Below are 22,283 nucleotides of genomic sequence, written 5' to 3' on the forward strand. Positions count from 1 at the left end.
CTATACTCGGACCGTTCCGTGTCCCCACGGCGGAACGAACAGACCCGCATACCGGACAAGGAAACCATGCGCTCGCAGCCGTTTGCCGTATGTCTCGCCCTGGCTTTCGCCCTGCCGTTCGGGGCCGCCGCCCAAGCCGACCCGCAGCAGTCTGAACCTTCCGCTCCCGCCGCCGCGGCCTCGCCCGCCGCCACGGGCAATGCCGAAGCCGGCCGTACCCTGGCCTATACCTGCCAGGGCTGCCACGGCATCACCGGCTACAAGAACGCCTACCCGAGCTACCGCGTGCCGAAGATCGGCGGGCAGTCGGCGCAGTACCTGACCCAGGCGTTGACCGAATACCGCGAAGGCAAGCGCAGGCATCCGACCATGCAGGCGCAATCGATGAGCTTCAGCACGCAGGACATCGCTGATCTCTCCGCCTACCTGTCCACTCTCAAGTAAGCACCGCTCATGTCGAAAGCCAAGCACGCTTCGCGTCTCGCCATCGCCCTGTTCGCTGCCTGCGCCCTGGCCGCCTGCACGCAGTCGGAGGTGGAATCCACCGGCAGGTCCGCCGCCGATCCCGGCCATGCCAGCGGCGAACACGGTTCCAGTTCTTCGGCCGGCCTGCCGCAGGGGCGCATCGCCGCCGGCGAGCAGCTGGCCAACAACAAGGGCAAGGCCACCGGCCAGAGCTGCATCGACTGCCATGGTGCCGACGGCAACGCCCCGATCGATCCCAGCTATCCGCGGCTCGGCGGCCAGTACGGCGACTACCTCGCCCACGCCCTGCAGGCCTACCGCAGCGGCGACCGCGAGCACATGCTGATGTCGCCGCAGGCGGCCGACCTGAGCGACCAGGACATCTCCGACCTGGCCGCCTATTTCGGTTCGCGCCCGAGCCAGCTGCGCGACCTGCACGGCTTGAAGTGACCGCATTGCGCCGGCACGCTCCATGCCGGCGTCGCTGATCCAGGCTCCACGGCCGGGGCAGCAATGACTGCAGCATCACCGCCATCCCCAGGAGACATGCGGCTACTGCCGTTGTTTCCCTGCTGGCTGGCCTTGCTGGATTCCTTTGCATCCGCGCTCGTTCCGATATGCCCAGGACCGATCCGGTATGGATCGGCCCCGCGGCGGCAGCCGGAACCATCGCGCTTCTGGTCTGCGTGGCGCTTCTGATACCCACCGTGGCGCGCCGTCCGGCGCGGCAGGAATCCCGAGGAATCCACGTTCAACGCAGCCGGAGCGGGCAAGCCGCCGCTCAGCGGCTGCCGTTGTCGTCCTGCAGTTCCTTCTTGAACGGGATGTCCGGCGGCGGCCGCGCGCTGGCCGGCTGGTCCTGCATGTTCGGGTTGTTCAGGCCGCAGCCGCCGCCGAACTGCAGGATGGAAATCACGCAGGAGATGCGGTTCTCGCTGCCGGGAATCGGGATCTCGATGCTCTTGATGCCCTTGCGCACCCACTCGGCCAGCAGCGATTCGTTGGGCACCCAGTACTTGTCGAACGAGGTGGGCGAATGCTCGTAGGGCGGACGCTTGAGCCAGGTGCCGGCACGGTCGATCTGCTCGCGGCTCCAGGTATCGGACTGGCCGCCCGGCGCACCGCGCTCGCCCGAGGCCTGCCCACGATCGCCGCCATCGGCCAGGCGCACGCTGCCGTCGGCATTGAACAGCCCCCCCCCCCCCTGGTCGGAGGCGGCGCCGGCGCCTCCGTCCACCTGCCGCTGCGACGCGCCCCAGTCGTCGGCGCGCGTCGGCGCGGCCCAGCCGCCGCTGCGGTCCTGCGGCCGCGGCCCGGCTCCCCGTGCTGGTACCGGATCGCGGCGACGCCGCCGCGGCCTGCCCGCTTCCGGCAACGGCCTGCGCCGGCACCGCGGCCTGCGCCTGGCCGCCGCACCCGCGCTCTCCGTGGCCGGGAAACGGATGCGGGCGCCGGCCGCGCATCGGCGCATCGGCACCTGGCACCGGGCGTTCGCGCACCGTCACCTCCGCCGGCTTCAGCTGCACGCCGCTGTCGCGCGCGCGTACGGCCGCCATCGCCACGTCCTGGCGCGGGGCGATGTCGATCTGCCGTTCGCGCACGGCCGGCCCGGCGCTTTCCACGCGCACCTCCGCCGCACGCAGGGGTACCTGCGCCATCGCCACCGGCTGCGTGGGCGCCGTCTCGATGCGCCGCTCGCGTACCTGCACCTGCGGCATCGCCGCTTCCACCGACGCGACCTCGGGCGTCGGCAAGGGGCGGACCGGCGTCGGCCGCTCCACCACCGTCGCAACCGTACGCTCGCGCACCTGCGGCTCCCGCGCCGCTATCGCCGGCGCTTCCACGGTGGGCGGCGGCAGCACGAAATCGCCGGTCGGCTGCGGCACTTCGGTGACCTGCAGCGGTTGTTCGGCCGTCGTATCCGGCGCCGGCCGGGACATGTCCACCGGCATCGCGGCGGGGGCCGCGCTGGCGACGCCGTCCTGTGGCGCCGCCGGCATGGATTGCGGCGGCGAGGGGGCGGCCGCAGCTTCGACCGCACCGCCCTCCACTGCCGGCGCACCGGACGGCGACTGCGCGCCGGCCGACTGCGGCGAACCGCCGCCTTCGTCCTCCGGCGTGCCGCGGCCGATGTATTCCACCTGCACGCGCTCGCCTTCCTCCACGCCGGGTTCGGGTACGTTGCTGCGCACCAGCGCCACCCAGACCAGCAGCACGGCGAACAACAGGTGCAGGGCCACGCTGCACAGCGCGGCGAACCAGTGGACACCGCGCTGGTCGCGCGGCGGCGGATCGTCGCCGCCCCAGCGGAACAGGTGCAGCAGCGCCCGCCGGAACGACAGGCCGCCGGTGCCGCCACGGGAACGGGGACCGGTCCACGGCGGCGCCGCAGCGGCCGCATCGGCACCGGCGAACGCCATGCCCCGGGCCGGCGACCAGCCGCGCAGCCAGGCGCTCCAGCTATAAGGAAAGCCTGTGCGGCGATCGTGCAGGATGCTGGCCTTGCGCCGGGCAGCCAGCAGTTCGATCAGGTCGGCAACCGACGTCACCGGCACGCGGCGGTCGCTCAGCCCGCGCCGCCGCGCGGGATGTAGGGCGCCTGGCCACTGCTGTGGTCGGTCGCATCGCGCACGGCGGTCACCCCGGGCACCCGGGCCATCAGGGTCTTCTCGATGCCCTGCTTCAAGGTCACGTCGGCCATGCCGCAGCCGTGGCAGCCGCCGCCGAAGCGCAGCAGCACCACGCCATCGGCGGACACTTCCTGCACCGCCACGCGGCCGCCATGGGAAGCCAGCTGCGGATTGACCTCGTTCTCGACGACCCAATGCACGCGCTCGACCATCGATGCCGCTTCGCCGGGCGCTTCGCCCTTGATCCGCGGCGCCTTGATGGTCAGCTGCTGGGTGCCGGCCGCCTGCGTGACGTAGTCGATTTCGGCGCCTTCCAGCCACGCCACGCTGGTGGCCGACACATAAAGGGTGAAGCCGTCGCAGTCCACCGCCCATTCGTCGCCCAGCAGGTCCGCCGGCTCGGCGAACTCCAGGCGCGCGTCGGCACGCGGCGTCCCCGGCTCGACCGCGCTCAGGCGCACGCCCATGCCGGGCACGGCCTCGCGTTCGATCAGCTTGCGGAAATGGGTCTGCGCGGTATCTGAAATCTGGATCATGCGGGTATTCTAGCCGTGTCTTGGCTGTTGCTGATGGGACACAGATTCCACGCGCCAGGCCGTTCACCCCCTGTAGACGGAGATACCCCATGGCCGATCTGATCCCGCTGGTGCAGGCGCACTGCATTGCCCGCAAGGGCAGCGAGCACCGGCTCGGCGAAGCCCGCCTGGCCGAACTGCTGCCGCAGGTTCCGGACTGGGAGCTGGCCGAGGACGGCCATGCGCTGGTCCGTACATTCCGCTTCGACAACTATCACGGCACCATGGCGTTCGTGAACGCCCTGGCCTGGATCGCGCACCGCGAGGACCACCACCCCGACCTGGGCGTGCATTACGACCGCGCGACCGTCCGCTTCTCCACCCACGACGTGGGCGGCCTGAGCGAGAACGATTTCATCTGTGCCGCCAAGGCATCCGCACTCGTGGAGCAATGACATGAAAGCGCATCTCCTGCTGGGCTCCCTCGCCACCGTCGCGGCGCTCGCCGCCTGCACGCCGTCCGGACCGGCGGCGCCGGTGGTCGCCCCCACCGAAGTGGCCGCGGTGCAGACGCCGCCGCCGGACTATCCCGTCGAACTTGCCTGCAGCGGCGTGGGCGGGCAGAGCGTGCTGAAGGTCGTGGTCGGCCCGCAGGGCGCACCGACCGACGTCGCGCTGCTCACCAGCAGCGGCAACAGCCAGCTGGACGATTCGGCGATCCGGCGCGTGCGCGAGTGGAAGTTCAAGGCGGCCACCCGCAACGGCCAGCCGGTACCGACCACCATCCAGGTGCCGGTGAGCTTCAACCCGCCCGAGCCCAAGCCGGACAGCTGCTTCGCCATCGAGGAACGCATGCGGCGCGGCGGCTGACCGCCACTCCCCTGCCCCGGGCGCGCGTCCATGCCGGCGATCTCCACCGGGCACCTGTGGATCGCGTTCGCGCTGACGCTCGCTGCCGGCCTGGCCACGGCCGTCGGCAGCCTGATGGTGTTGTTCTCGCGGCGCCCGGACCCGCGCCTGCTCGCCTTCGGCCTGGCGTTCGCCGGCGGCGCGATGGTCTATGTTTCGCTGTCGGAAATCCTGAACAAGTCGGTCGCGGCGTTCGCGCTGGCGCATGGCGAACGGCTGGGTTTCACGTACGGCACGCTGTCCTTCCTCGCCGGTGTGGTGTTGATCGTCGCCATCGACCACCTGATCCCCAACCCGCACGAGAGCCTGGACAGGCAGGACCCGCTGTTCCGCGAGGACAACCGCAGCCAGGTCCGGCGCGTGGGGCTGCTGACCGCCGTGGCGATCACCGCGCACAACTTTCCCGAAGGCCTGGCCACGTTCTTCGCCACCCTGGAGAACCCGGCGGTGGGCATGCCGCTGGCCTTCGCCATCGCCATCCACAACATCCCCGAGGGCATCGCCATCGCGGTGCCGGTGTATTTCGCCACCGGCAGCAAGCTGCACGCCTTCACCGCCAGCCTGCTGTCGGGGCTGGCCGAGCCGGTGGGCGCGGCGCTGGGCTATTTCGCCCTGGCCGGCTCGCTCTCGCACACCACCTTCGGCGTCGTGTTCGGGATGATCGCCGGCGTGATGGTCTTCCTGGCGCTGGACGAACTGCTGCCGGCGGCCAAGCGCCATGCCCGCGGCCACGAGACGGTATACGGGCTCGTGGCCGGCATGGCCACGCTCGCGCTCAGCCTGGTGCTGTTCAAGTGGTGATGAAGCCGGGAAGGCGGAACAGGGGAAGGGGGATGCAGGTCAACTGCGGCGTTTCGGCCGCTGCGCGATAAACGAGGGCAAGCCGTTGAGGGAGAAGCCGCCGCAGCGGCTCATTTCCCGCTCCCTGCTCTCCACGCCCCGCCTCACCCCAGCCTGTCCAGCGCCTCGGCCAGTTCCGGCGCCAGCGGCGCGTTGAGCACGTAGGGCGTCTTGCCGCCGTCGAGCGCGAATTCCAGCGACGCCGCGTGCAGGAACAGCCGCTTCAGCCCGATCTGCTCACGGAAGCGTTTGTTGACCGCAGGATCGCCGTACTTGTCGTCGCCGGCGACCGGATGGCCGATGTGCTGGGCGTGCACGCGGATCTGGTGGGTGCGCCCGGTCTCGATCCGCACCTCGCAGTAGGACTGGCCACCGCGGCGCTCCAGCACCCTGAAATGGCTCAGCGAAGGCTTGCCGGCGGCATTGACCTGCACATGGCGCTCGCCGCCCTGGCGCAGGCCGACGTGCAGCGGCGCATCCACGCTCATCACTCCGTCCGGCATGCGCCCGGCCAGCAGGGTCAGGTAACGCTTGCGGATGCCGCCGGGGCCGGAGCCGTCGTGATCCTCGCGCAGCAGCGCCTGCAGCTCGGTCAGCGCCGAGCGCTTCTTGGCCATGACCAGCAGACCCGAGGTGTCGCGGTCCAGGCGGTGGACCAGTTCCAGGTTCTGGTTCGGGCGCAGCGCGCGCATGGTCTCGATCGCGCCGTGGCTGATGCCGCTGCCGCCGTGGCTGGCCACGCCGGAGGGCTTGTTGATGACCAGCAGCCGCGCGTCCTCGAAGACGATGGCCTGTTCCATGCGCTGCAGGAAGCCGGCCGGCGGCGCGGCCTTGTCTCCCACTTCGGCGAGACTGACCGGCGGCACCCGCACTTCCTCGCCCGCCTCCAGCTTGCGCTCGGCCTTGGCCCGCCCCCCGTTCACCCGCACCTGGCCGCTGCGCACCAGCTTGTAGACCAGGCTGCGCGGGGCGCCCTTGAGCTGGCCGAGCAGGAAGTTGTCCAGGCGCTGCCCGGCCCGGTCTTCCGGAACCTTGATCAGGCGCACGCTGGATTTGCCCGCGGACGGTACGCGGCGGTCTTCGGAGTCAGTCATCTGCCTGTTTATTCTGTTACACTCGGGGAGCGATATAAGGGTTTGATTTCGTTGGAAGTTGACCAGGGCCAGAAGCCCGGCTTCCGACGGATCCGGCACAGTGCGCGGCCACCGCCCCCGGGGCGGCCATGTTAGCGGCTCGTCGGCGTTCCCGGCCATCGCCGGATGCCCAAAGCATCCGTGCTGGACGAAAACACATGTCCCGTGCGACGCCCTGGCCCCGGCCGGAGCGGCCGCCGGCCCCGAAACACCTGAAAACAGAACACAAGCGCTCCCGCGGCCTGCCGTGGTGTCGTAGCGCTGGAAACCCAAGCCGCCCTACCCGCGCCTGCGCGAGGGGCGGCGACCCGTGTCCAGAGGCGAAACGCCATGGCGTTCCGCGCGGTAGCAGCGCGCGAGGAACGCACAATGAAGCGAATGCTGATCAATGCCACGCAGGCTGAAGAACTGCGCGTGGCCATCGTGGACGGCCAGACCCTGTACGACATCGACATCGAACAGCCGTCCAAGGAACAGAAGAAGTCCAACATCTACAAGGGCCGCATCACCCGGCTCGAACCCTCCCTCGAAGCGGCCTTCGTCGAATACGGCGGCGACAAGCACGGCTTCCTGCCGCTGAAGGAAATCTCCCGCGACTACTTCCAGGCCGGCGTCGACCACAACAAGGCCGGCATCCGCGAGCTGCTGCGCGAGGGCCAGGAAGTGGTGGTCCAGGTGGACAAGGAAGAGCGCGGCAACAAGGGCGCCGCCCTGACCACGTTCATCTCCCTGGCCGGCCGCTACATGGTGCTGATGCCGAACTCGCCGTCGGCCGGCGGCGTCTCGCGCCGCATCGAGGGCGAGGACCGCGCCGCGCTGAAGGACGCGCTGGACAAGCTGAACATCCCCGATGACATGGGCGTGATCATCCGCACCGCCGGCGTCGGCCGCGACGCCGAGGAGCTGCAGTGGGACCTGGACTACCTGCTGCAGGTGTGGCGCTCCATCGCCGAGGCCGCGCTGGCCAAGCCGGCGCCGTTCCTGATCTACCAGGAGTCGCGCCTGATCGTGCGCGCCCTGCGTGACTACCTGCGCGCCGACATCGGCGAGATCCTGGTCGACACCGAGGAGCTGTACGAGACCGCGCGTGAGTTCATGCAGCAGGTGATGCCGCAGACCCTGCGCAAGCTCAAGCACTACAAGGACGACATCCCGCTGTTCAACCGCTTCCAGATCGAATCGCAGATCGAGGCGATCTACGAGCGCAACGTGCGCCTGCCGTCCGGCGGCTCGATCGTGGTCGACCAGACCGAGGCGCTCACCGCCGTCGACGTGAACTCGGCCCGCGCCACCAAGGGCAGCGACATCGAGGACACCGCGTTCCAGACCAACCTGGAGGCCGCCGAGGAAGTGGCCCGCCAGCTGCGTCTGCGCGACCTGGGCGGCCTGGTGGTGATCGACTTCATCGACATGTCCTCGAACAAGCACCAGCGCGAAGTCGAGAACCGCCTGCAGAACGCCCTCAAGTACGACCGCGCCCGCGTGCAGCTGGGCCGCATCTCGCGCTTCGGCCTGATGGAAATGAGCCGCCAGCGCCTGCGCCCGAGCCTGGGCGAGTCGAGCCAGATCGTCTGCCCGCGCTGCGACGGCCAGGGCCGCATGCGCAGCGTCGAGTCGCTGTCGCTGTCGATCATCCGCGTCGCCGAAGAGCACGCGATGAAGGAGAACACCGGGCAGGTGCTGGTGCAGGCCCCGGTGGAGATCGCCAACTTCCTGCTCAACGAGAAGCGCGGCGCGCTGCGCGAGATCGAGCGCCGCCACGACGCGCCGATCATCATCGTCGCCGACGAGCAGCTGCACACCCCGCACTACGAAGTCACCCGCCTGCGCGAGAACGAGCTGGGCGAGGAATCGGGCAAGCCGAGCTACCAGCGCGGCACCCCGCGCAAGCTGCCGGTGCATGCCCTGACCAAGGCGCAGCTGAATATCCCGCCGGCACCGGCGGTGACCCACGTCAAGCACAGCCAGCCGGCCCCGCTGCGCGAGGTTCCGGAGCCGACGCCGGCCCCCCGCGGCGCCGGTCGCCGCGCCGGCCCCCGCCGCCGCACCGGCGAGCGGTGGCGTGATGGGCTGGCTCAAGCGCGTGTTCGGCGGCGAGACCGCCCCCGCCGCGCCGACCCAGCCAGCCGCGCCAGGACAACGGCCGTGGCAACCGCAACGACCGCAACCAGCGCCGCGACGGCCGCAATGGCAACAACGGCCAGCAGGCGCGCGCACGGCGGCAATGCCAACGGCAACCGCCGCGACGAACAGCGCCGCGAGGAGCGTCGCGACGACCGCCGCCAGAACGGCGGCAATGCGCAGCAGCAGAACGCCGGCCAGCAGCCCAAGCAGCGTAGCGAGCAGCAGGCGCAGCAGGGCAAGCCGCCGCGCAACAACGAGCAGCAGCAGCCCAAGCCGCAGAAGCAGCCCAAGCAGCCCAGGCCGCAGCAGGAAGCGGACAAGCCCGTCCAGCCGGTGAACGAGAAGCCGGCACGGCAGCAGCGCAGGCCGAGGCGCCGCGTCCGGCCGCAGCGGTGGCCGCGACCGTGGCCCCGGCCGCGGCAGCCGTGGTCGCCACCACGATTACGGAAGCCACCGAAGCCCCGGCCAAGGTGCAGCCTCCGGTCGTGGAGGACACCGCGCCGGCGACTGCCACTGCCGAGCAGGCCGTGGCTGCGATCGATGAAACCTCCGCGGTTCCGGCTGCCGACGATGCCAATGGCGAAGGCGCCAGCCGCCGCCGTCGCGGCGCGGCCGTCGTGGCGGCCGCCGCCGTCGCCGCGGTACCGCCGAAGGTACCGGCAGCGCCGACGCCGATGCGCTGGGTGGCGAGGACGATGCCACCGACGACGAGGAGATCGGCCACGACGTCGCCGAGACGGCCAACGCGCCGGCCGCGGCCCAGCCGGAGTTCGACTTCGACGACGAACCAGCCGCCGTGCAAGCCCCGGCCCGCGCCGTGCGCGCCCAGGCCGAAGCTGCTGCGTTGAAGCCCGCCGCGCCTGCGGAAACGGCCGCCGTGGCGGTCGAAGCCGCACCGTCGGTTGCCGAATCCGTTGCCGAGCCCGTCACCGTTGCGGCTGTGCCGCAGCCGGCGGAGCCGGTGGTCGAAACGACCACGGTCGCCGCACCTGCCCCGGCCGAGCCGGAAGCCGCACCGGTTGCCCCGGCCGCCGTGGTGGATGTCCCGCAACCAGCCGCCGAACCCGCGCAGCCGGAGGCCCGTCCGGAGCCGGCCATCGTCGACGCCCCTGCCGCCCAGGCGGAGGACGCCGCCGCCATCGTGACCGCGCCGGCGCCGGCCGCCTCCGCAGCGGCGCTGCCGGAGAACGGCCAGCTCTTCGGCGAGGCGCCTGCACCGGCAGCGGCGCAGGAAGAAGCGCCTGAAGCCACCACCGAAGCGGCGCCCGCGCCGGCGGTGGAGTCCGCGGAGCCGGCGGCCGGCACCGCCGAAGCCCAAGTCGAGGCCGAAGCCGAAGCCGACGAACGCCCGCGCAGCGCCTGAGCGCAGCGCGGTCCGGCATGAAAAAAGCGGCCTTCGGGCCGCTTTTTTCATGCGTCCCCGGCGATGCCGGGCGCGTCAGATCGCCTTGGACGGATCGCCCACGCCGTACTGTGCGGCCAGGCGCGCCAGTGCGATGTTGTCGTGCACGCCGGTCTTCTGGAACAGGCGCGACTTGTGCGTATTGACCGTCTTGGCGCTCAGGCTGAGACGGCGCGCGATTTCCTCCTGGCGGCGCCCCTGCACCAGCAGCAACGCCACCTCCAGCTCGCGCGGCGACAGCCCGTCGAACGGCGACACGTCGCCGCCGAGGTTGGACAGGGCCAGGTTCTGGGCGATGTTGTTGGCCAGATAGCGCCGGCCCTGCGCGACGTCGTGGATGGCGCGGACCAGTTCCCTGGCGTCGCCACCCTTGCCGACATAACCCGTAGCGCCGGCCTCCAGCAGCCGCTTGGGCATCGGGCCGTCCTCCAGCACCGAAACGATGATCACGCGCGTGCCGTGGTCGCCCTTGACGATGCGCTCGGTGATCTCCAGCCCGCTCAGGCCCGGCAGGTTCAGGTCGCAGAGCACCACGTCCGGTTTCAGCCGGCGGATCTGCGGCAGCGCCGCTTCGCCGCTGTCCGCGGCGCCGACGACTTCGATGCCGGTCTCGCCGGCGAGGATCATCTGCAGGCCGGTGCGTACCAGCGCGTGGTCGTCAATGAGAAATACCTTGATGGTCACTACCCGCTTCCTCCCCCGAAACACAGTGACAGTCGCAGCCGGCCATGCACTCCGCGATCCGGAGCGCCGTGCGGTGCATTTCCACCGCCCGTCATGGCGCAGGCGCCCCATTATCAATCAAGAGGCCGGTCCCGCCCCATCGGAACGGCGCGCGCGGACGACTCCCCATGTCCGCGCATGACCCGGCCCTGATGGGCACCGGGTGACCGACCATGACAGGTTGTACGCCAGCGCGGCGCACAGCCATCAGTGCATCCCTCGCCTGCAATTAGGGATTCGCCGCAGCCAATGGCGACCAGCGACGACGGAACAGCAGGACATGCACGCCGGTCACCCACGCCAGCGCGGCGCACCAGCCGCCCAGTATGTCGGAGGGGTAATGCACGCCCAGATGCACGCGCGACAGGCCGACGCAGGGTACGAAGACGGCCGCGGCGATCAGCACCGGCCAGCGCCAGCGCGTGTGCCACGCAAGGAAGACCGCGGTGGCGGCCAGCGTCATCGAGCCCATCGCGTGCCCGCTCGGAAAGCTGAAAGTGGTCTCCGGCGCGATCGATTCCCACAGGCCCGGGCGCTCGCGCTGGAACAACTGCTTGCTGCCGATGTTCAACAGCGCCGAGCCGACGAACGCGGTGGCGGCGAACACCGTGTCGCGCCAGCGCCGGCAGAAGGCCAGCGCGGCCACCAGCAGCACGTCCACGGGAATCACGCCCCATTGGTAGCCCAGCCGCGACATCAGCACGAAGAAAGCGTCCAGCGCCGGCGAGGCCAGCCCGTGCATGCGCCACAGCAGCGCATGGTCGAAATGCAGCGACTCGGCCTCGTGGATCTCGTCGGCCAGGGCCACGAAGCCGGCCAGCGGCAGCAGCAGGCAGACGAACAGAACGCCGATGCGCCAGGCGTTGTGCGCGAGCCAGTCGCGCACGCCGGCCGCTTCGCGACGCGACTCAGCCGGCGTGGCGCGCATAGCGGTTCTCGACGTAATCGTCGATCAGCGCCACGAACTCCTGCGCGATGTTCTCGCCCCGCAACGTCACCTTCTTCTCGCCGTCGACGAACACCGGCGCGGCCGGCGCCTCGCCGGTGCCGGGCAGCGAGATGCCGATGTTGGCATGGCGCGACTCGCCCGGGCCGTTGACGATGCAGCCCATCACCGCCAGCGTCATGTTCTCCGCGCCCGGGTGGCTGACGCGCCAGACCGGCATCTTCTCGCGCACGTGGTTCTGCACCACCTTGGCCAGTTCCTGGAAGAACTCGGACGTGGTGCGGCCGCAACCCGGGCAGGCGGTGACCATCGGCGTGAATGCACGTTGGCCGGTGGTCTGCAGCAGTTCCTGCGCGACGATGACTTCCTGCGTGCGCGGCTGGCCCGGTTCGGGCGTGAGCGAGATGCGGATGGTGTCGCCGATGCCTTCCTGCAGCAGCACCGCCAGCGCCGCCGACGAGGCGACGATGCCCTTGCTGCCGATGCCGGCCTCGGTCAGGCCCAGGTGAAGGGCGAAATCGGAGCGGCTGGCCAGGTCGCGGTAGACCGCGATCAGTTCCTGCACGCCGCTGACCTTGGCCGACAGCACGATGCGCCCGCGCGGCAGGCCCAGCTCCACGGCGGTCTGCGCCGAATCCAGCGCCGAGCGGATCAGCGCCTCGCGCAGCACGCGGCCGGCATCCCAGGGCTGCGCGCGCTGGCTGTTCTCGTCCATCAGCTTCGCGGCCAGCGCCTGGTCCAGCGAGCCCCAGTTGGCGCCGATGCGCACCGGCTTGTCGTACCGGATCGCGAACTCGATCAGCTGCGCGAACTGGGTGTCCTTCTTCTTGCCGAAGCCGACGTTGCCCGGGTTGATGCGGTACTTGGCCAGCGCTTCGGCGCAGGCCGGTTCGTTGCTCAACAGCTGGTGGCCGTTGTAGTGGAAGTCGCCGATCAGCGGCACCTCGATGCCCATCATGCGCAGCTTCTCGACGATGCGCGGGATGGCGGCGGCCGATTCGGGGTTGTTGACGGTCAGCCGCACCATCTCCGAACCGGCGCGCCACAGTTCGGCCACCTGCCTGACGCTGGCGGCGACATCGGCGGTGTCGGTATTGGTCATCGACTGGACGACCACCGGATGTCCGCCGCCGACCTTCACTCCGCCGATGTCGACGGCGTGGGTGATGCGGCGGGGCCAGGCGGTGGCGTCGGCGGGCGGGGTCGGACGGGTGACGGCGTCGTGCATGGCGCGCATTTTAGCGCGCCCGCCCGTCCCGCCGCATGAATCCCGGCGAGCGCCGGCAGGCGCGGACGCATTACGATGCACGCCATGGATTCCCCGGATACCTCGTTCCTGCGCACCCTGTGCAGCCTGCGCTGGCTGGCCACCGCCGGCCAGGCCGGCGCGATCCTCGTGGCCACCTGGCTGCTGGGGCTGGACCTGCCGCTGCTGCCGCTGTGGAGCGGCGTCTGCATGCTGGCGCTGTTCAACCTGTACGTGCAGCTGCGCGTGCACGACAGCGACCCGGCGCCGGTCACCGCCTTCGGTCATATCCTGGTCGACGTCACCGTGCTGACCTGGATGGTCGGCTGGAGCGGCGGCATCGCCAATCCGTTCGGCTCGCTGTTCCTGATCCTGATCGCACTGGCCGCGCTCGCCCTGCCCCTGCGCTGGACCCATGCGGTGGCCGCGGCCTGCGTGGCCGGCTATGCGGTGAGCGCGGTATTCGGTCTGCCGCTGCGCGGCGGCTACTTCGATTCGATGAGCCTGCACCTGTGGGGCGCGGCGGCCAACTTCCTGCTCTCCAGCGTGGTCGTGCTGGTGTTCTCCACGCGCCTGGCCGCGGCCCTGCGCGAACGCGAGAACCAGCTGGCGCTGCTGCGCGAGCGCTTCGTGCGCAACGAGGGCATCGTCGCGCTGGCCACGCATGCGGCCTCGGTGGCGCACGAACTGAATACTCCGCTGGCGACCATGACCCTGCTGGCCGACGACATCGCCGAGCAGTACGTCGACGATCCTGCGATGCAGGAGGACATGGAAACCCTGCGCGGGCTGCTGGTGCAATGCCGCGAGCGCGTGCTGGCGCTGGCTGCGCCAGCGGAAGGCGCGCGCAGCCGTGCCCGCGTGTCGATCGGCGACGTGCTGGAGCAATGGCGGCTGGTGCGCCCGACCGTGCACCTGCGCCGCAACGCCGACGCGCCGCTGCAGCTTGCGCTGGATCCGGGCGTCGGCCACCTGCTGCAGGTGCTGCTGAACAACGCCGCCGATGCCGGCGAGCAGACCGGGCACGACCAGGTGGACCTGGACATCCGCATCCGCGACGGCCAGCTGTACGGCGAAGTGCGCGACTATGGCCCCGGCTTCAATGCCAACCATGCCGCCCACGCCGCCCTGCCGGGCACCCTGTTCAACAGCGGCAAGACCGACGGCATGGGCGTGGGCCTGGCGCTGTCGCATGCGACCATCGAACGCCTGCAGGGCGAACTGTGGATGCGTCCGGCCGAAGGCCGCGGCGCGCGCGTCGGTTTCCGCCTGCCCCTCGCCAACCTGGAAGCGAACCCATGACCGTCCCCTCCACCCACGGCCTGCTGGTCGACGACGACCCGCTGTACCTGCGCACCCTGCAGCGCAGCCTGGCGCGCCGCGAGATCGAGACCGCCACCGCCCACGACATCGCCGACGCGCTGGAACAGGCCACGCGCTCGCCACCGGCGTTCGCGCTGATCGACCTCAAGCTCGGCGGCGAATCCGGACTGGCGCTGATCCAGCCGCTGCGCGCGCTGCGCGCGGACATGCGCATCCTGCTGGTCACCGGCTATGCCTCCATCGCCACCGCGGTGGAGGCGATCAAGCTCGGCGCCGACGACTACCTGCCCAAGCCGGCCACGGTGCCGATGATCCTGCGTGCGCTCGGCGAGGCGGACGACGGCGGCGAGGAACACGAGGAAGTCGAACCGCCCGACGCGATGACGCCGATCAGCCGCCTGCAGTGGGAACACATCCAGCAGGCGCTGCACGAAACCGGCGGCAACGTCTCGGCCGCGGCGCGCCTACTGGGCATGCACCGCCGCTCGCTGCAGCGCAAGCTGCTCAAGCGGCCGAGCCCGGAGCGCGATCCGAACCGCTGACGACGCGGCCGCCCGCATCCGGGCACGGACCGGCTCAACCGCGCTGGATCGACACCCCGCCGTCCACCCGCATCGCCGTGCCGGTGACGAACGAGGACGCCGGCGACACCAGGAACAGCGCCGCCGCGGCGATTTCCTCCGGCCTCGCCAGCCGCTTCAGCGCATGCAGGCGCGCCACCGCGCCAAGCGCCGCCTCGTCGGGATTCATCTCGCGCGCCATCGGCGTATCGGTACCGCCGGGAAGCAGCGCATTGACGCGCAGGCCGGCCGGCCCGAACTCGGCCGCCAGCGCCTGCACCAGGCCGATGACGCCGGCCTTGCTCGCCGCGTACGCAGCCGTGCACGGGAAGCCGGCGGTGTGGCCGACGAAGGTCGAGGTGAATACCAGGCTGGCGCCGCTGCCGGTACGCAGCAGCGAGGGAATCTGGTGCTTGGCGCCGAGGAAGGCGGCGGTCAGGTTGACGTCCATCGCATGCTGCCAGTCGGACAGCGCGACGTCGGGCGTGGGCTGCAGCGGCCCCAGCGCGCCGGCATTGTTGAACGCCGCATGCAGCGGTCCGTACGTGTCCTCGGCATGGCGCACCAGCGCCCGCGCATAGGCCTCCTCGCGCACGTCGCCGGCCAGCCAGGTGGCGGCGCCGCCCGCAGCCTGGATCCGCGCAGCCAGCGCTTCCAGTTCGTTGCCGCGCCGGGCGCCCAGCACCACGCGCGCGCCCTCGGCGGCGAACAGCAGCGCGGCGGCGCGGCCGATGCCGGAACTGGCGCCGGTGATCAATACGGTCCTGTCGTGCAATGCCTTCATGTCCTGCTCCTGATGGATGGAGCGCGGAGAATGGCGGCCTGGCGCATGCGGCGCTCGCCGGTATCGGACGTGGCATTGGCGATGGGCGCGAAAAAGAAAGCCCGGCCTGCGCCGGGCTTTCTGCCTGTTGCTATCGCCGTGGCTTACGCCGCGACGGTGTCGGCCACGTCCTTGTAGTCGGCGATCTGGTCGAAGTTCATGTAGCGGTAGATCTCCGCGCCATTGGCGTTGATCACGCCGATGTCGGCCATGTACTCCTCCTTGGTCGGGATGCGGCCCAGGCGCGAGCAGATCGCCGCCAGTTCCGCCGAACCCAGGTACACGTTGGTGTTGCGGCCCAGGCGGTTGGGGAAGTTGCGGGTCGAGGTCGACATCGCGGTGGAGCCTTCGCGGATCTGCGCCTGGTTGCCCATGCACAGCGAGCAGCCCGGCATTTCCATGCGCGCGCCAGCGGAACCGAAGGTGCCGTACACGCCTTCCTTGGTCAGCTCGGAGGCATCCATCTTGGTCGGCGGTGCCACCCACAGGCGGGTCGGGATGTCACGCTTGCCTTCCAGCAGCTTGGCCGCGGCGCGGAAGTGGCCGATGTTGGTCATGCACGAACCGATGAACACTTCATCGATCTTGGCGCCGGCCACCTCGGACAGGGTCTTCACGTCATCCGGGTCGTTCGGGCAGGCCACGATCGGCTCGTGGATGTCGGCCAGGTCGATCTCGATGACGGCGGCGTATTCGGCGTCGGCATCGGGTTCGAGCAGCTGCGGGTTGGCCAGCCAGGCTTCCATCTTCTCCACGCGGCGCGCCAGCGAGCGGGCGTCCTGGTAACCCTCGGCGATCATCCACTTCAGCAGCGTGATGTTGCTGTTGAGGTACTCGATGATCGGTTCCTTGTTCAGGCGCACCGAGCAGCCGGCGGCCGAACGCTCGGCCGAGGCGTCGGACAGTTCGAACGCCTGCTCCACCTTCAGGTCCGGCAGGCCTTCGATTTCCAGGATGCGGCCGGAGAAGATGTTCTTCTTGCCGGCCTTGGCCACGGTCAGCAGGCCCTGCTTGATGGCATACAGCGGAATCGCGTTGACCAGGTCGCGCAGGGTCACGCCCGGCTGCATCTGGCCCTTGAAGCGCACCAGCACCGACTCGGGCATGTCCAGCGGCATGACGCCGGTGGCGGCGGCGAAGGCGACCAGGCCCGAACCGGCTGGGAACGAGATGCCCACCGGGAAACGGGTGTGCGAGTCGCCGCCGGTGCCGACGGTGTCGGGCAGCAGCATGCGGTTGAGCCAGCTGTGGATCACGCCGTCGCCCGGGCGCAGCGAGACGCCGCCGCGGGTGGAGATGAACTCCGGCAGGGTGTGGTGGGTCTTCACGTCCACCGGCTTCGGGTAGGCGGCGGTGTGGCAGAACGACTGCATCACCAGGTCGGCCGAGAAGCCCAGGCAGGCCAGGTCCTTCAGCTCGTCGCGGGTCATCGGGCCGGTGGTGTCCTGCGAGCCCACCGAGGTCATCTTCGGTTCGCAGTAGGTGCCCGGGCGCATGCCCTGGCCTTCCGGCAGGCCGCAGGCGCGGCCGACCATCTTCTGCGCCAGCGAGTAGCCCTTGCCGGTATCGGCCGGCTGCACCGGCAGGCGGAACAGGTCGGTGGCCGGCAGGCCCAGCGCCTCGCGCGCTTTGGCGGTCAGGCCGCGGCCGATGATCAGCGGAATGCGGCCGCCGGCGCGCACTTCGTCGAACAGCACGTCGGACTTCACTTCGAATTCGGCGATCACTTCGCCGTTCTTCAGCGCCTTGCCCTCGTACGGGCGCAGCTCGACGACGTCGCCGTGCTCCATCTTCGACACGTCCAGCTCGATCGGCAGCGCGCCAGCGTCTTCCATGGTGTTGTAGAAGATCGGCGCGATCTTGCCGCCCAGGCACACGCCGCCGGCGCGCTTGTTGGGGATGTACGGGATGTCGTCGCCCGTCCACCACAGCACGCTGTTGGTGGCCGACTTGCGCGAGGAACCGGTGCCGACCACGTCGCCGACATAGGCGACCAGGTGGCCCTTGTCCTTCAGCGACAGGATCTGCTGGATCGGACCGCGCTTGCCGTCCTCTTCCGGGGTGAACGGCGCGTCGTCGCGCTTGTTCTTCAGCATCGCCAGGGCGTGCATCGGGATGTCCGGGCGGGTGGTGGCGTCCGGTGCCGGCGACAGGTCGTCGGTGTTGGTCTCGCCCGGCACCTTGAACACGGTGATGGTCAGGCTCTGCGGCACTTCCGGCTTGCCGGTGAACCACTCCGCGTCGGCCCAGCTCTGCAGCACGGCCTGGGCGTTGGCGTTGCCGGCCCTGGCCTTTTCCTGCACGTCATGGAACGCGTCGAACACCAGCAGGGTGTTCTTCAGCGCGTCGGCGGCGATGGCGCCGACCTGGGCGTCGTCCAGCAGCTGGATCAGCGGCGCGACGTTGTAGCCGCCGAGCATGGTGCCCAGCAGTTCGGTGGCGCGCTCGCGGCTGATAAGGGCATTCTTCTCGGTGCCGAAGGCGATCGCGGCCAGGTACGAGGCCTTGACCTTGGCCGCATCGTCCACGCCGGCCGGCACGCGGTGGGTGATCAGGTCGAGCAGGAACTCGGCCTCGCCCGCCGGCGGGTTCTTCAGCAGCTCGATGACGTCGGCCGTCTGCTGTGCGCTCAGCGGCAGCGGCGGGATGCCCAGCGCGGCGCGCTCGGCTACGTGGTGGCGGTAGGCTTCCAACATGACAACTCCCGGGTGGTACGGATGAGGAATGGGGTATGGGCTCAGGCTTGCGGCACGATCAGCTTCAGGCCCTTGAAGTAGTCGCGATAAAACGTGTCGTTCCAGGTGATCAGGCCGTCGCACTGCAGCAGCGCGTGCGCGCCGACCATGAAATCGTCGATGCGGCGGCTGTCGCCGGCATTGCGCTGGCGGTGGCGGCGGTGCATCTCGCCGGCGCGCAGCGCCGACTTGGCCTCCAGCGGGCTGAAATGGATGCCCATCTCCTCCAGCGCCTCCTGCACCTGCGCGCCGCCGCGCAGCGAGGCGCAGATCTCGGCCAGCGTCGTGCCGCAGACCACCACGCGGCCGCCGACCAGGGCCTGCCGCAGGCAGGCCTCCACCGCGTCGGCGCGCGAGCCGTCGCTGAGCAGTTCGATCAGGACCGGGGAGTCGACCGCGATCATGCGTCGCCGGCTTCGTCGCGCACGGTGCGCACCGCGGCCTCGACCGATTCGAAGCCATCGAGCGCGAACTTGCCACGGGCGCGGGAAATGGCGTCGTCCACGCTCTTGCGCAGGATGATGCGGCTGCCGTCCAGCTCGACCTTCAGCAGCGTGCCCTTGGTCAGGCCCAGCGCATCGCGCACGGCCTTGGGCAGGGTGATCTGTCCGCGTTCAGCAACGGTGGCTTCCATCGGGCGCCCTCCAAAGTATGCACGAATTATACATACCTTCACCCGCATACCCAAGCGCACCGGCATGCTTGAACGCCGCCGGAAGGCTTGTGCCACAAGGCCCGGCGCCTGTCCCGTGACATGACTGCAACAAACCGGTGCGTATGCTGGAGGGCCTGCGCGGCCCCGCCCCGGGGAAGATCGTCCATACTCGGGCGACCGGTTACTGAACGGGGCTCCGCCCCAGCCAGCGGGCGCACCTCCGCGCCGCCGCACGCCATCCGCAACAGGAGTCAGCCATGAGCGATTCGTTCTCCACCCGCAGCCAACTCACCGTCGGCGACCAGACCTACGCCTACTGCAGCCTGCCCAGGCTGGGCGAGCGCTTCGACATCTCGCACCTGCCCTACTCGATGAAGATCCTGCTGGAGAACCTGCTCCGGCACGAGGACGGCGGCCAGACCGTGGGCCCGGAGCACATCGAGGCGGTGGCCAAGTGGGACCCGAAGGCCGAGCCGGACACCGAGATCGCCTTCATGCCGGCACGCGTGGTGCTGCAGGACTTCACCGGCGTGCCCTGCGTGGTGGACCTGGCGGCGATGCGCGACGCGGTCACCCGGCTGGGCGGCCGCGCCGAGCAGATCAACCCGCTGATTCCCTCCGAACTGGTGATCGACCACTCGGTGCAGGTGGACGTGTTCGGCCGCCCCGATGCGCTGGACGTCAACGGCCGCATCGAGTTCGAGCGCAACCGCGAGCGCTACAGCTTCCTGCGCTGGGGCCAGAAGGCGTTCGAGAACTTCAAGGTGGTGCCGCCGAACACCGGCATCGTGCACCAGGTGAACCTGGAGAACCTGGCCCGGGTGGTGATGGAGCGCGACGTGGACGGCACCCGCTGGGCCTTCCCGGACACCGTGTTCGGCACCGACTCGCACACCACCATGATCAACGGCATCGGCGTGCTCGGCTGGGGCGTGGGCGGTATCGAGGCCGAGGCCGCCATGCTCGGCCAGCCCTCGTCGATGCTGATTCCGCAGGTGGTCGGCTTCAAGCTCACCGGGCGCCTGCCCGAAGGCGCCACCGCCACCGACCTGGTGCTGACCGTCACCCAGATGCTGCGCAGGCTGGGCGTGGTCGGCAAGTTCGTCGAGTTCTACGGCAACGGCCTGCAGCACCTGCCGCTGGCCGACCGCGCCACCATCGCCAACATGGCGCCGGAATACGGCGCCACCTGCGGCATCTTCCCGATCGACGCAGAGTCGCTGAACTACCTGCGCCTGTCCGGGCGCAGCGACGCGCAGATCGCGCTGGTCGAGGCCTATGCCCGGGCGCAGGGCCTGTGGCACGAGCCCGACAGCCCGCACGCGCAGTACAGCGCCACGCTGGAACTGGACATGGGCACGGTGCAGCCGTCGCTGGCCGGACCCAAGCGCCCGCAGGACCGCGTGTTGCTGCAGGACGTGCGCCAGAACTTCGCCGACGCCCTGGGCGGGCTGACCGCCAACCGCGACCGCCGCAACGGCGAGGTGGCCGACTTCATCAACGAGGGCGGTGGCGCGGCGGTCGGCAACGAGCAACTGGCCAAGGGCCATGCCGACATCGAGATCGACGGCCGCAAGGTGCGGTTGAAGGACGGCGCGGTGGTGATCGCCGCGATCACCTCGTGCACCAACACCTCCAACCCGGCGGTGATGATCGGCGCCGGCCTGCTGGCGCGCAATGCCGCCGCGCGCGGCCTGACCCGCCAGCCGTGGGTCAAGACCTCGCTCGGGCCGGGTTCGCGCGTGGTCACCGACTACCTGGAAAAGGCCGGCGTGCTGGCCGAACTGGAGAAGCTGGGCTTCTACGTGGTCGGCTATGGCTGCACTACCTGCATCGGCAACTCCGGCCCGCTGCCCACCGAGGTCAGCGCCGGCATCGCCGCCGGCGACCTGGTGGTGGCCTCGGTGCTGTCGGGCAACCGCAATTTCGAGGGCCGCGTGCACCCGGAGGTCAAGACCAACTACCTGGCCTCGCCGCCGCTGGTGGTGGCCTACGCCATCGCCGGCACGGTCAACATCGACCTGACCCGCGAACCGCTGGGCAAGGACCGCGACGGCAACGACGTGTACCTGCGCGACATCTGGCCGAGCAACAAGGAGATCGGCGACGTGATCGCCGCCACCGTCGGCCCGGAGATGTTCAAGCAGAACTACGCCGACGTGTTCAAGGGCGACAGCCGCTGGGCGCGGATCGAATCGCCGGAAGGCCAGGCCTACCTGTGGAACGCGGACTCGACCTACATCAAGAACCCGCCCTACTTCGACGGCATGACCATGGCCGTGGGCAGCATCGCCGACATCCATGGCGCGCGCGTGCTGGGCCTGTTCGGCGATTCGATCACCACCGACCACATCTCCCCGGCCGGCAACATCAAGAAGGACTCGCCCGCCGGCCGCTTCCTGCAGTCGCGCGGCGTGCAGCCGGCCGACTTCAACAGCTACGGCAGCCGCCGCGGCAACGACGACGTGATGGTGCGTGGCACCTTCGCCAACATCCGCATCAAGAACCTGATGTTCGGCGGCGAGGAAGGCGGCAACACCCTGTACTTCGGCACGCAACCGCCGGAGAAAATGTCCATCTACGACGCGGCGATGAAGTACAAGGCGACGGGCACGCCGCTGGTGGTGGTCGCCGGCAAGGAATACGGCACCGGCTCCTCGCGCGACTGGGCGGCCAAGGGCACCAACCTGCTCGGGGTCAAGGCGGTGATCGCCGAGAGCTTCGAGCGCATCCACCGCTCCAACCTGGTCGGCATGGGTGTGCTGCCGCTGCAGTTCCTGCCGGGCGAGAACGCGCAGACGCTGGGCCTGGACGGCTCGGAAACCTTCGACGTCACCGGCCTGGACGACGGCCACGCCAAGCGCGCCACCGTCACCGCCACCCGCTCCGACGGCAGCCGCGTCGCCTTCCAGGCGCACGTGCTGCTGCTGACGCCGAAGGAGGTGGAGTACTTCCGCAACGGCGGCCTGCTGCAGTACGTCCTCCGCCAGCTGGCAGCGAAGAAGGTGGCGTGATCGCCCTTTGATCGGCGGAAGGCCGGCCCCGCGCAGCGCGCGGGGCGTTCGCCCGGACCGCGCGGCAGTGCCGCGCAAGCGGTCCGGCCTCACCCACAACGGCGGCCTGCTGCAGTACGTACTCCGCCAGCGGGCAGCGAAGAAGGTGGCGTGATCGCCCTTTGATCGGCGGAAGACCGGCCCCGCGCAGCGCGCGGGCGTTCGCCCGGACCGCGCGGCAGTGCCGCGCAGGCGGTCCGG

The 22,283-nt window shown here is 70.0% G+C and carries 19 protein-coding genes and 1 pseudogene; 10 read left to right on the forward strand and 10 right to left on the reverse strand.

Features of this window, described 5'->3' with window-relative positions; translation table 11 throughout:
- Positions 1-66 precede the first annotated feature (66 nt).
- The gene (locus tag ABTV91_RS12625) at positions 67-444 is read left to right on the forward strand and encodes a c-type cytochrome (protein WP_433854179.1); all 378 of its coding nucleotides are present in this window, start codon (positions 67-69) and stop codon (positions 442-444) included.
- A 9-nt stretch (positions 445-453) separates the two neighbouring features.
- Complete coding sequence (locus tag ABTV91_RS12630) at positions 454-915, forward strand: c-type cytochrome (RefSeq protein ID WP_433851756.1); 462 nt, start codon at positions 454-456, stop codon at positions 913-915.
- 331 nt (positions 916-1,246) lie between these two features.
- Here ABTV91_RS12630 and ABTV91_RS12635 read toward each other — a convergent pair whose 3' ends face one another.
- On the reverse strand, positions 1,247-1,702 hold the full coding sequence (locus ABTV91_RS12635) for a hypothetical protein (protein WP_433851757.1): 456 nt from the start codon (positions 1,700-1,702) through the stop codon (positions 1,247-1,249).
- Between the two features lie 205 nt (positions 1,703-1,907).
- Between ABTV91_RS12635 and ABTV91_RS12640 the strand changes: the two genes are divergently transcribed.
- A complete protein-coding gene (locus ABTV91_RS12640; RefSeq protein ID WP_433851758.1) occupies positions 1,908-3,059 on the forward strand; it encodes a hypothetical protein in 1,152 nt (383 codons plus the stop codon).
- Here ABTV91_RS12640 and ABTV91_RS12645 read toward each other — a convergent pair.
- Positions 3,032-3,631 carry an NfuA family Fe-S biogenesis protein gene (locus ABTV91_RS12645; protein WP_433851759.1) on the reverse strand — a complete coding sequence of 200 codons (600 nt, stop codon included), beginning with the start codon at positions 3,629-3,631 and terminating at the stop codon, positions 3,032-3,034. The two genes, ABTV91_RS12640 and ABTV91_RS12645, sit on opposite strands and share 28 nt — an antisense overlap.
- Before the next feature lie 89 nt (positions 3,632-3,720).
- Between ABTV91_RS12645 and ABTV91_RS12650 the strand changes: the two genes are divergently transcribed.
- From ABTV91_RS12650 to zupT, 3 genes are read left to right on the forward strand one after another with little or no spacing between them, the layout of a single operon-like run.
- Entirely contained in the window at positions 3,721-4,065 is a 345-nt protein-coding gene (locus ABTV91_RS12650) for a 4a-hydroxytetrahydrobiopterin dehydratase (RefSeq protein ID WP_433851760.1), read from the forward strand.
- A 1-nt stretch (position 4,066) separates the two neighbouring features.
- A complete protein-coding gene (locus tag ABTV91_RS12655; protein WP_433851761.1) occupies positions 4,067-4,480 on the forward strand; it encodes an energy transducer TonB in 414 nt (137 codons plus the stop codon).
- Between the two features lie 30 nt (positions 4,481-4,510).
- Positions 4,511-5,320: a zinc transporter ZupT gene (zupT, locus tag ABTV91_RS12660; RefSeq protein ID WP_433851762.1), complete on the forward strand. Its 810-nt coding sequence runs from the start codon at positions 4,511-4,513 to the stop codon at positions 5,318-5,320.
- A 143-nt stretch (positions 5,321-5,463) separates the two neighbouring features.
- Here the strand turns inward: zupT and ABTV91_RS12665 are convergent, their stop codons facing one another.
- On the reverse strand, positions 5,464-6,453 hold the full coding sequence (locus ABTV91_RS12665; protein ID WP_433851763.1) for an RluA family pseudouridine synthase: 990 nt from the start codon (positions 6,451-6,453) through the stop codon (positions 5,464-5,466).
- 417 nt (positions 6,454-6,870) lie between these two features.
- Here ABTV91_RS12665 and ABTV91_RS12670 point away from each other — a divergent pair.
- A pseudogene (locus ABTV91_RS12670) lies at positions 6,871-9,979 on the forward strand (Rne/Rng family ribonuclease).
- A gap of 75 nt (positions 9,980-10,054) precedes the next feature.
- On the opposite strand, the gene ABTV91_RS12675 reads toward ABTV91_RS12670, so the two are convergent.
- The 3 genes from ABTV91_RS12675 to ispG form a co-directional block, all read right to left on the reverse strand.
- Positions 10,055-10,702, reverse strand: a complete 648-nt coding sequence (locus ABTV91_RS12675; protein WP_433851764.1) for a response regulator — start codon at positions 10,700-10,702, stop codon at positions 10,055-10,057.
- 268 nt (positions 10,703-10,970) lie between these two features.
- Positions 10,971-11,669 (reverse strand): phosphatase PAP2 family protein, encoded by a 699-nt coding sequence (locus ABTV91_RS12680; protein WP_433851765.1) that lies wholly within the window; start codon positions 11,667-11,669, stop codon positions 10,971-10,973.
- Positions 11,650-12,915: a flavodoxin-dependent (E)-4-hydroxy-3-methylbut-2-enyl-diphosphate synthase gene (ispG, locus tag ABTV91_RS12685; protein ID WP_433851766.1), complete on the reverse strand. Its 1,266-nt coding sequence runs from the start codon at positions 12,913-12,915 to the stop codon at positions 11,650-11,652. The genes ABTV91_RS12680 and ispG overlap by 20 nt, the downstream gene beginning before the upstream one ends.
- Positions 12,916-12,999: 84 nt before the next feature.
- On the opposite strand from ispG, the gene ABTV91_RS12690 reads away from it, so the two are divergent.
- Entirely contained in the window at positions 13,000-14,235 is a 1,236-nt protein-coding gene (locus ABTV91_RS12690) for an ATP-binding protein (protein ID WP_433851767.1), read from the forward strand.
- Positions 14,232-14,798 carry a response regulator transcription factor gene (locus ABTV91_RS12695; protein ID WP_433851768.1) on the forward strand — a complete coding sequence of 189 codons (567 nt, stop codon included), beginning with the start codon at positions 14,232-14,234 and terminating at the stop codon, positions 14,796-14,798. The genes ABTV91_RS12690 and ABTV91_RS12695 overlap by 4 nt, the downstream gene beginning before the upstream one ends.
- Before the next feature lie 34 nt (positions 14,799-14,832).
- On the opposite strand, the gene ABTV91_RS12700 is transcribed toward ABTV91_RS12695, so the two are convergent.
- The 4 genes from ABTV91_RS12700 to ABTV91_RS12715 form a co-directional block, all read right to left on the reverse strand.
- The gene (locus ABTV91_RS12700; protein ID WP_433851769.1) at positions 14,833-15,600 is read right to left on the reverse strand and encodes an SDR family oxidoreductase; all 768 of its coding nucleotides are present in this window, start codon (positions 15,598-15,600) and stop codon (positions 14,833-14,835) included.
- A 143-nt stretch (positions 15,601-15,743) separates the two neighbouring features.
- Positions 15,744-18,335, reverse strand: a complete 2,592-nt coding sequence (acnB, locus tag ABTV91_RS12705; RefSeq protein WP_433851770.1) for a bifunctional aconitate hydratase 2/2-methylisocitrate dehydratase — start codon at positions 18,333-18,335, stop codon at positions 15,744-15,746.
- 41 nt (positions 18,336-18,376) lie between these two features.
- Positions 18,377-18,778: a type II toxin-antitoxin system VapC family toxin gene (locus ABTV91_RS12710; protein WP_433851771.1), complete on the reverse strand. Its 402-nt coding sequence runs from the start codon at positions 18,776-18,778 to the stop codon at positions 18,377-18,379.
- Positions 18,775-19,008: an AbrB/MazE/SpoVT family DNA-binding domain-containing protein gene (locus ABTV91_RS12715; protein WP_433851772.1), complete on the reverse strand. Its 234-nt coding sequence runs from the start codon at positions 19,006-19,008 to the stop codon at positions 18,775-18,777. Before ABTV91_RS12715 ends, ABTV91_RS12710 begins: the two co-directional genes overlap by 4 nt.
- A gap of 278 nt (positions 19,009-19,286) precedes the next feature.
- Here ABTV91_RS12715 and acnA point away from each other — a divergent pair, with 278 nt between their 5' ends.
- Positions 19,287-22,043, forward strand: a complete 2,757-nt coding sequence (acnA, locus tag ABTV91_RS12720) for an aconitate hydratase AcnA (protein ID WP_433851773.1) — start codon at positions 19,287-19,289, stop codon at positions 22,041-22,043.
- Positions 22,044-22,283 lie beyond the last annotated feature (240 nt).

Source organism: Stenotrophomonas nitritireducens (assembly GCF_050984405.1).
Lineage (GTDB): Bacteria > Pseudomonadota > Gammaproteobacteria > Xanthomonadales > Xanthomonadaceae > Stenotrophomonas > Stenotrophomonas nitritireducens_B.

Coding starts and splice junctions, on each gene's coding strand:
- ABTV91_RS12655 (WP_433851761.1), top strand. CDS start 4,067: ATGAAAGCGCATCTCCTGCTGGGCTCCCTCGCCACCGTCGCGGCGCTC.
- ispG (WP_433851766.1), bottom strand. CDS start 12,915: ATGCACGACGCCGTCACCCGTCCGACCCCGCCCGCCGACGCCACCGCC.
- ABTV91_RS12630 (WP_433851756.1), top strand. CDS start 454: ATGTCGAAAGCCAAGCACGCTTCGCGTCTCGCCATCGCCCTGTTCGCT.
- acnB (WP_433851770.1), bottom strand. CDS start 18,335: ATGTTGGAAGCCTACCGCCACCACGTAGCCGAGCGCGCCGCGCTGGGC.
- ABTV91_RS12710 (WP_433851771.1), bottom strand. CDS start 18,778: ATGATCGCGGTCGACTCCCCGGTCCTGATCGAACTGCTCAGCGACGGC.
- ABTV91_RS12645 (WP_433851759.1), bottom strand. CDS start 3,631: ATGATCCAGATTTCAGATACCGCGCAGACCCATTTCCGCAAGCTGATC.
- ABTV91_RS12625 (WP_433854179.1), top strand. CDS start 67: ATGCGCTCGCAGCCGTTTGCCGTATGTCTCGCCCTGGCTTTCGCCCTG.
- ABTV91_RS12715 (WP_433851772.1), bottom strand. CDS start 19,008: ATGGAAGCCACCGTTGCTGAACGCGGACAGATCACCCTGCCCAAGGCC.
- ABTV91_RS12650 (WP_433851760.1), top strand. CDS start 3,721: ATGGCCGATCTGATCCCGCTGGTGCAGGCGCACTGCATTGCCCGCAAG.
- ABTV91_RS12680 (WP_433851765.1), bottom strand. CDS start 11,669: ATGCGCGCCACGCCGGCTGAGTCGCGTCGCGAAGCGGCCGGCGTGCGC.
- ABTV91_RS12690 (WP_433851767.1), top strand. CDS start 13,000: ATGGATTCCCCGGATACCTCGTTCCTGCGCACCCTGTGCAGCCTGCGC.
- ABTV91_RS12695 (WP_433851768.1), top strand. CDS start 14,232: ATGACCGTCCCCTCCACCCACGGCCTGCTGGTCGACGACGACCCGCTG.
- acnA (WP_433851773.1), top strand. CDS start 19,287: ATGAGCGATTCGTTCTCCACCCGCAGCCAACTCACCGTCGGCGACCAG.
- ABTV91_RS12665 (WP_433851763.1), bottom strand. CDS start 6,453: ATGACTGACTCCGAAGACCGCCGCGTACCGTCCGCGGGCAAATCCAGC.
- ABTV91_RS12640 (WP_433851758.1), top strand. CDS start 1,908: ATGCGGGCGCCGGCCGCGCATCGGCGCATCGGCACCTGGCACCGGGCG.
- ABTV91_RS12700 (WP_433851769.1), bottom strand. CDS start 15,600: ATGAAGGCATTGCACGACAGGACCGTATTGATCACCGGCGCCAGTTCC.
- zupT (WP_433851762.1), top strand. CDS start 4,511: ATGCCGGCGATCTCCACCGGGCACCTGTGGATCGCGTTCGCGCTGACG.